The organism is Undibacterium sp. Ji83W, assembly GCF_049340385.1.
GTDB lineage: Bacteria > Pseudomonadota > Gammaproteobacteria > Burkholderiales > Burkholderiaceae_D > Undibacterium.
On sequence record NZ_JBMPOZ010000048.1, the window covers coordinates 1 to 7,815 of the forward strand.

The 7,815-nt window shown below is 50.7% G+C and carries 7 protein-coding genes; 6 read left to right on the plus strand and 1 reads right to left on the minus strand.

Annotated features, from left to right (window positions below):
• Positions 1–495: 495 nt before the first annotated feature.
• The 6 genes from ACO0LD_RS31545 (at position 496) to ACO0LD_RS31570 (ending at position 5,264) form a co-directional block, all read left to right on the plus strand.
• Positions 496–1,188, plus strand: a complete 693-nt coding sequence (locus ACO0LD_RS31545) for a Crp/Fnr family transcriptional regulator (protein ID WP_423013466.1) — start codon at positions 496–498, stop codon at positions 1,186–1,188.
• A 71-nt stretch (positions 1,189–1,259) separates the two neighbouring features.
• Entirely contained in the window at positions 1,260–2,264 is a 1,005-nt protein-coding gene (gene ubiU, locus ACO0LD_RS31550) for a ubiquinone anaerobic biosynthesis protein UbiU (RefSeq protein ID WP_423013468.1), read from the plus strand.
• Between the two features lie 2 nt (positions 2,265–2,266).
• Positions 2,267–3,205 (plus strand): U32 family peptidase, encoded by a 939-nt coding sequence (locus ACO0LD_RS31555; RefSeq protein ID WP_423013470.1) that lies wholly within the window; start codon positions 2,267–2,269, stop codon positions 3,203–3,205.
• Positions 3,206–3,220: 15 nt separating this feature from the next.
• On the plus strand, positions 3,221–3,673 hold the full coding sequence (gene ubiT, locus ACO0LD_RS31560; protein ID WP_423013472.1) for a ubiquinone anaerobic biosynthesis accessory factor UbiT: 453 nt from the start codon (positions 3,221–3,223) through the stop codon (positions 3,671–3,673).
• Positions 3,673–4,056, plus strand: coding sequence for a putative zinc-binding protein (locus ACO0LD_RS31565; protein ID WP_423013475.1), 384 nt, complete (start codon positions 3,673–3,675; stop codon positions 4,054–4,056). Before ubiT ends, ACO0LD_RS31565 begins: the two co-directional genes overlap by 1 nt.
• Before the next feature lie 62 nt (positions 4,057–4,118).
• Positions 4,119–5,264, plus strand: a complete 1,146-nt coding sequence (locus ACO0LD_RS31570; protein WP_423013477.1) for an NnrS family protein — start codon at positions 4,119–4,121, stop codon at positions 5,262–5,264.
• A 222-nt stretch (positions 5,265–5,486) separates the two neighbouring features.
• Here ACO0LD_RS31570 and ACO0LD_RS31575 read toward each other — a convergent pair whose 3' ends face one another.
• Positions 5,487–7,325: a TOTE conflict system archaeo-eukaryotic primase domain-containing protein gene (locus ACO0LD_RS31575; RefSeq protein WP_423013479.1), complete on the minus strand. Its 1,839-nt coding sequence runs from the start codon at positions 7,323–7,325 to the stop codon at positions 5,487–5,489.
• Between the last annotated feature and the right edge of the window lie 490 nt (positions 7,326–7,815).

Consider the following 7,815-nt stretch of genomic DNA (forward strand, 5'->3'; position numbering starts at 1 on the left):
TGGCGTAGCGTTCAAAGCCACCTTCGGCAAAAGTTGTCTGTTTCATGGCATTCGGGATTCAATGAGAATAGGCTTATATTAACGTTTCTAAATCAATACTCGGATACTTAATCAGAGATTCCCTAGAACTCATTTCATAAATAGGGTGAGATGCGTTTGCCTCATAACGTGGGCTGGCAAGGCGGACGAGGCAGTCAATAGCGGTACTATTGATAACGAGTCCAACGCAGTCCAGCACGCGTTATGAGGCAAACCCTTCGGGAACTGGCAATTTGGGCGCATTGCAGCGTTGCGCCCCTCGCTAAGGCACCAGCCTTAGCAGCGGGTCACGCCTTGCACTGCATCCCAAATCGCCTTGTTCGCACTCATCCTATTTATGAAATGAGTTCTAAAGTTCATCATCCATTTGCAGCAGCGGCCTAGTCCTCCCGGCGTATAGGCAGATCACCGCATCACTCCTACACTTGATCTCAATCAGTTTGCTGGAGATCTGTGATGACGAAAATAAATTTATTGGGCCTGCTGCAAAATCACGCCTTGTTCCGCCATATTTCGCAGGAAGATGTCAGCGAACTGCAAAAAGAAGTGGTCAAGCTGGAGCTGGACAAAGGCGAGATGCTGTTTCGCAAAGGCGATATGGCAGAAGCTACCTACATCGTGGTTTTTGGCCTGGTCAAGCTATGCCTGCCTTCTTCCCAAGGCAATGATAAAGTCCTCGAACTGATGCGCGGCGGACAAAGCCTGGGTGAAGCCATGATGTTCCTGGATGAACCCTACCCCTTCTATGCAGAAGCCCTGGAGAACACGCTGCTGCTGAAAATCCCCCGTCATGCACTGTTGCAATTGCTCGACCGCTCACCGTCGATATCCCGGCAAATGCTGGCAGGCTTGTCTTATCGTCTATTGGGTTTTATCCGCAATGTAGAACGTTATTCCCTGCAAAATGCCACCCAGAGAGTGATCGATTATCTCTTGCAGCTATCCGCCTCCCAGCATAGCAATGATATCCGTCTCGAACTCAAAAAACACCTGGTTGCCTCATTGCTGAATTTATCGCCAGAAACCTTGTCCCGTGTCCTGCATCAACTGATGGATGAGCATTTGATCAAGGTATGTGGTGCCAGCATACATATAGCATCCGAAGAAGCACTCAAGTCTTATCAGAAAAATATTCATGCATTGGCTTAAAGCGCGGAGGGATGCTGCTTTGTTGACCCAGGACAATGACCATGCGAATAATTTTCATTACCATCTGAATCATGAAACCTATAGACTTGGTGGCTCCTGCCGGTAGTCTGCTTGCCTTGAAGGCAGCGGTAGATAAAGGGGCAAACGCGGTATACCTTGGTTTGCGCAATGCGACCAATGCGCGTAATTTTGGTGGCCTCAACTTTGGCGACAATGACATACGGCAAGGCCTTGCCTATGCCCATGCGCGTGGCCGGCAAATTCTTTTTGCCATCAATACCTATCCGCAGGCGCGTGCTGTTGCCGAATGGCGGGCGGCAATTGATACTGCGGTACAGATGGGTGCAGATGCGGTGATACTGGCTGACCCGGGTTTGATGGCTTATGCCCGTGACCGTTACCCGGATTTGCGCCTGCACTTGTCCGTACAGGGGTCCGCAAGTACCCTGGATGCAATCGAACTCATGCGAGAGCAATTTGCCATCAGACGTGCTGTATTACCCCGTGTCCTGACCTTGGCAGAGATAGAAAAAATCATCCGCCAGACCAGTGTGGAAATCGAAGTCTTCGGCTTTGGCAGTCTATGCGTCATGGCCGAAGGACGCTGCCTTTTATCCAGCTATGTCACTGGTGATTCACCGAACAACAAAGGCGTTTGCTCACCAGCCCATGCGGTAAGTTGGGAAGAGAAAGATCAGGCCATGTATGCCCGCCTTGGCGGTACCCTGATAGACCGCTATGCACAAGGTGAAGCAGCCGGTTATCCGACTTTGTGCAAAGGACGCTTTGAAGTCGAAGGTGAAATAGATTATGCACTGGAAGAACCAGGCAGCCTGAATGCAATAGGTTTGCTACCCAAGCTCATCAATATGGGCGTAGCCGCTATCAAGATAGAAGGCCGCCAGCGCAGCCCCAGCTACGTCAGCCAGGTTGTCGGCACCTTGCGCGCTGCACTCGATGCAGCACAACGCGACCCTGAACGTTATACACCCCGTACCGACTGGCAAACCAGCCTTGCTCGCCATGCCGAAGGTGCGCAGGTGACTCAGGGTGCTTTTGAACGCCCATGGAAATGAATATGTCTGCCAGCTTACCGTCAACAAGACCTTTGCTTTCTCTCGCACCTCTGGCCTATTACTGGTCAAAGCAGGACACTTTAAGTTTTTATGTCGATGCCATGCAATGGCCGGTCGATATTGTCTATCTTGGTGAAGTCATTTGTTCACGCCGTCATTTGATGAAACTGGATGACTGGTTGGCACTGGGAAAAGAATTACGTGCTGCTGGCAAGCAAGTGGTGCTATCCAGTCTGACCCTGATAGACAGTGAAGCTGACAGGCGCAATATGCACAAGATGATAGAACGCGCCTGTGCCGAGGATTTTCTGGTCGAGGCCAATGATTTTAGTGCCGTGCGCGCCATGCAGGGCAAGGCCTTTGTCGCTGGCCCGCATTTGAATGTCTACCATACAGACACACTGGCATGGCTGGCTAGCCTGGGTGCCAGTCGCTTTTTGCCACCGATAGAGATGGGGCGTGATGACCTGGCGAGCTTGCAACTTCAGTGTGCCGAGCGGATGTTGCAGATGCAGACCGAAGTGCAAGTGTGGGGGCGTCTTGCATTGGCGTTTTCATCGCGCTGCTTCACGGCGCGGCATCACCGCTTGCGCAAGGACAGTTGTGAATTTCGCTGCGAACAATATCCCGACGGCTTGCCTTTGGCAACCCGCGATGGCAAGGACTTTTTGACCATCAACGGCATACAGACCCAGAGCGCCAGTTGCCTTGACCTGGGCGCGCAATTGCCAGAACTGGCAGCCATGCAGGTAGATATTTTGCGTCTGCAACCGCAGGCACAAGGCATGGCAGCAGTGGTGGCTGCATTTGACAGTGCCAGGACAATGAGTACGGGTGCCAGTGTCAGTGAAACTTTGTTGCCACCACATGCGCAACGCAGCAATGGCTACTGGACGGACAAACCCGGCATGCAATGGTTGGCTGGCGAACATATCAGTTAACAAGGATGATATAAAATGGATTTGAGTAATTTTCGTTTTCCTGAAAGCATACAAACTCTGGGCAGCTATGTGCCAGTGCAGTTAGCGAATGCACCCCTGATGCTGATACTGGAACTGGCCAGGCGACGTGCCCTGTTGATAGCCCCTGAGAGTTTGTATGGCAAGAGCTTTCGTATCAAGGTAGAAGACCTGGGCCTGTCACTTTGTTTTTATTGCGACCAGGGCAAATTCAAGCCGCTTTCATCTCTGCCCCAGCCCGATGTCAGTCTCTCTGCCTGCACCATGGATTTTTTAAAACTGGCAACAGGTCAGGAAGATGCAGATACCCTGTTCTTCCGCCGCCGTTTGAAGATGGAAGGTGACACCGAACTTGGCGTCGCCGTCAAATACTGGATAGACGCCAGCGAACGTCCCGTCTGGCTAGGCCAGTTCGCCCGGCACTTCATGCACGCAGGTGAGGCCATGTGATGAAAACAGATCAACTACCGCTAGTGTATGCCTGCTCAGGATGTTCCAGTGTTGCGCAACTGGCCAATGACTGCGCAGTCCGGCTAGACCGCGAACAGAAGGCGCAAATGTCATGTATCAGCGGCGTTGGTGGTGGCGTGCTCAGCCTGGTCAGGCTGGCACAGTCTGGCAGGCCCATACTCGCGCTGGATGGCTGTGCGCTGGCTTGCGTCAAAGCCTGCCTGCGACAAGCTGGTGTTACCCCTGATGTTCATCTGGTGCTCAATCAGCAAGGAGCACGCAAGCGTTTCCATGCAGATGCCACTGACGATGAGACGCAGCAAATCTGGCAATTGGTTGAATATGCATTACAGCCATTGTGTGCCATAGATCCACCAGATTGATGGCAGATCTTAATTTTTGTGGGCAATTTTAAGCCCCCCGCTTACCTACCGGATCGATGATCATGAAACGTCTTGCAACTGCCCCTCACAGGCTGTATTTCTTTCTCGGTGCGGTGTCCGTCCTCATCCTGTTTTTATGGTGGTGGTTGCAACTGCAACATCCGCAAACCATGGCCGTACCTTTGCACGCCTTGTTGATGCCACTTGGTGTTTTCCCCTTGTTTATTTTGGGTTTTACTTTTACAGCGGGGCCAAAATGGTTGTCAGTCAGCGCAGAGGATGATTACTTCTTGCTGCATGGTGCCACCTATTTTTGTGGCCTGCTACTGGCCATGCTGGCGGCCAGCCTGGGCTTGCCTGCTTTGCGCAGCTCAGGGTTTGCCCTGATGCTATGCGCCTGGCTGGCGGTGACCTGGCGCTGGTGCAGCTTGATACGACGCAGTACGGTAGCAGATAAAAAACATGCGGCAGCTATCTTCCTTGCCATGTGCGGCGGTGCAAGTGCTTTGGCAGCGACACTGATATGGAGTGGCGGCTGGTCTGGGGCTTGGGTAATTGCACGACAATTCGCCTTCTTTGGCTTTTTACTTCCCGTGTTTTTAACTGTCTGTCACCGCATGTTGCCATTTTTTAGCGGTAACGTGCTCAAACCCTATATCATCTGGCGCCCCTACTGGCTACTAGGCACGTGGTTGAGCGGGTGCGCATTGCTAGTACTAAGCGGTAGTATGCAATGGCGTATGCTGGAAGCAATCACGGCAACCGTCATGAGCCTGAGCTTCATGTATACGTCCTGGCGCTGGGGCTTGTTGCGCAGCCTGGCAAATCGCATGCTGGCAATGTTGCACTTCTCGTTTGCCTGGCTTGCAATCGTATTCGCGCTACAGGCTGCGAGTGCATTTGGCATGGCAGTAGGATCGGCGTCCGTACATGCCCTGGCTTTGGGCTTTATGGGAACCATGCTGGTTGGTTTTGTCAGCAGAGTCTCTTATGGCCACAGCGGGCGGCCATTGCAGGTATCGAATTTATTATGGTGCATATACCTGGGACTACATCTTGCAGCCTTGCTGCGCATTCTGGCCAGTCTGCTTTCATTGGATATACTCATCATCGCTTCCGCAACAGCCTGGCTTGCCCTGCTGGCATGCTGGATCGCCATGATGCTACCCGTCTATCTTAGTGCGCGAGCAGATGGTCAACCTGATTAAAGCAGGGTTCTGTCGCATTAGCGGATTCTGCCGGGCAGACCAAGTAGATTACGGATTTTCAATAATGGACAAATCGATATGCTCGACTTCAAAGGATCGCGTTTTCCAATCGACTTGATCCTGGCATGCATCCGCTGGAATGTGGCTTGCCCGTTGACCTACCGACATCTGGAGTAGATGATGGACGAGCATGGTGTCTCGGTTGACAATTAGTCGATCAAACTATGGGCAATCCGTTTCCTGCCGATTTTCGAGACGATCGCCCGCAAACACAAATGCCCGGTTAACGGTAGCTGGCACATGAATGGGAGGCGACCGAAAATTTTGAATAAAAATCGGTAATACGAAAAGTTCAGAGTTAGCTGAACGAAACCCATGAAAGTTCAGGGTTACCAATTCAAATGTGACCGCAGATAAGTGATGCGCCTCGTCAATAATGATCTGGCCATATTGACTGAGAAAATCGGGCAAATCATCTCGACGAGCCAGGCTCTGGATGACGGCAATATCCAATAATCCGTTTTGTTTGCTTTTTCCTGCACCAATCAAACCTATTTTTTGCGTCCCTAGGTCCAAAAAACTCCCTAGCCTCTCTTGCCATTGCCGCATCAAGTCTGCCCGGTGAACCAGGATCAACGTGCTGCATTTTCGATGGCCAATGATTGCTGCGGCAATGACTGTCTTGCCAAAGGCGGTAGGAGCAACTAGCACACCGCAATTTTTGCGTAGCACCGCGTCCATTGCTTCCTGTTGATCTGCGCGCAAGGTTCCAGAGAATCTAACATTGAGCGCGACACCTATAGTGCGAGCATCGGTCAGCCGGAGTTCAATCTTGTTAGCCTTTAAGAGCGAACTAGCATCTGGCAAACATCCACGTGGCAAGGCAATGTGCTTAGGATGATTTTCGGCACGACCTATGATGCGTGGCTTGTCCCAAGTGGACATACGCATCGCCTGTGCCTTATAGAAATCTGGATTTTGAAACGCAGCCAGGCGAATCAATCGATTCATCAATGCCTGCGGCAACCCTGCTTTCTCAATGTATAGCTGGTCGCCAATCGTAGCGACAACTGCTTTTGGCATGGTGCCAGTGAGCTTGATATCAGGTTTAGCCGCCTTGATCCAAGGTGTGTCCGCATTCTCATCTGGTACTTCGGCGTAGGCAATGTCGAGAGGATGCCGATCACCGACCAATTTTGTTAAGGTCGGCTCCAGCAAAGCCGCAGGCATAGGTTGAATACTGCCTAGATAAGCCCATTGATCTGCCAGCGGTTGGAGATTCTCGTCGACGAACACGCTACGCCCCAATTCTCTTGGGAGTTTTTGCAAAGGAAGTGCGATCAGGTTACCAAATCCACCCTTAGGCATCGTATCCTGGTTAGGAAATAAGCGATCATATGAACTCAGCTTCAATTGCCTGGTCCGGGCACAAGTGGCGCTGATTAAAGCTGTGCCAAGACGACGCGCATCACGCGCGAGGACTGCCCCATTAAAAAACAACCATAGATGCGCCCCTTCCCCAGAACGAGAAATTTCGAGTGCAGCAGGAAGGCCATTAGAAATACAAGTCTGTAACACAGCCTTGGCGTCTTCGCGCCAATCGGCATCGTCAAAATCGATAGCCAGGAAATGGCACCTGTCTTCGACTAACAGAGGATAGATGCCGGCGGTTATTTCGCCCTTCAGATGATTGAAAATGACCTGGTCCGTCATTGGCACATACAAACTGTGCTGACAATCACTGCACTTGATACGCGGTTTCTCGCAAACGCCTCGACGCCATTCATTGGCGCAGACCGGGGAGTATCCCGCCTTACCAGTCTGGGTACTGGTCCATCGCACAGGGTAAACATCTTCCCGGCCACGAAATAATTTGCGGAACAATTTGACCTTCGCCTCTGGCGAAAGCGTTCCCGTAACCGTAACTTCGGAATGCAAATATCCTGTTCGATTCGCATCTGCTACAACGCCTGGAATAGCGACGCCATGTGTAGCCAGCAAGCGCTTGAGCATGTCGTTTTCAACACGTAACTGAGCGAGTTCCGATTCAAGTTTTGACATGGGTATGCTATTGACCGATGGGTAAACGCAATTCAATTGCCTTAGGACTAAATTCCGCTATTCTAGTTGATGATCTTTATATAAGTAATAAAAATCATTGAGCTGCTTCCAAGATTGGCTCTATTCAGTAGATAGTCCCCTCCAGATATTGTGGAGTTGCCTTTCTTTTTCTCCCGCCAGTTCCCAAGTTCAAACTTAAATGAAAAAAAACCTTACGAATTCAGAGTTAAACGAAAAAATAGTTCAGACTTAAATTGCTGGCTGTTTTGTAAGTGCTTGATTTAGCATTTTATGCAGTTCAAAGTTAAGGAATCTCTGATTAAGTAAACGCAATCTGATTCAGAAACATTAATAGAAGCATCTTCCACCGTCAATCATTAAAGCCATGAAACAGACTACATTTGCCCAAGGAGGCTTTGAACGCTACGCCAAGACGACGAAGCGAGCAGTATTTCTATCCGAGATGAATCAGGTCGTGCCCTGGTCAATG

Excerpts from the sequence above, each read along its gene's own strand:
- ACO0LD_RS31565 (WP_423013475.1), top strand. The coding sequence starts at position 3,673 with ATGAAAACAGATCAACTACCGCTAGTGTATGCCTGCTCAGGATGTTCC.
- ubiT (WP_423013472.1), top strand. The coding sequence starts at position 3,221 with ATGGATTTGAGTAATTTTCGTTTTCCTGAAAGCATACAAACTCTGGGC.
- ACO0LD_RS31575 (WP_423013479.1), bottom strand. The coding sequence starts at position 7,325 with ATGTCAAAACTTGAATCGGAACTCGCTCAGTTACGTGTTGAAAACGAC.
- ACO0LD_RS31570 (WP_423013477.1), top strand. The coding sequence starts at position 4,119 with ATGAAACGTCTTGCAACTGCCCCTCACAGGCTGTATTTCTTTCTCGGT.
- ACO0LD_RS31555 (WP_423013470.1), top strand. The coding sequence starts at position 2,267 with ATGTCTGCCAGCTTACCGTCAACAAGACCTTTGCTTTCTCTCGCACCT.
- ACO0LD_RS31545 (WP_423013466.1), top strand. The coding sequence starts at position 496 with ATGACGAAAATAAATTTATTGGGCCTGCTGCAAAATCACGCCTTGTTC.
- ubiU (WP_423013468.1), top strand. The coding sequence starts at position 1,260 with ATGAAACCTATAGACTTGGTGGCTCCTGCCGGTAGTCTGCTTGCCTTG.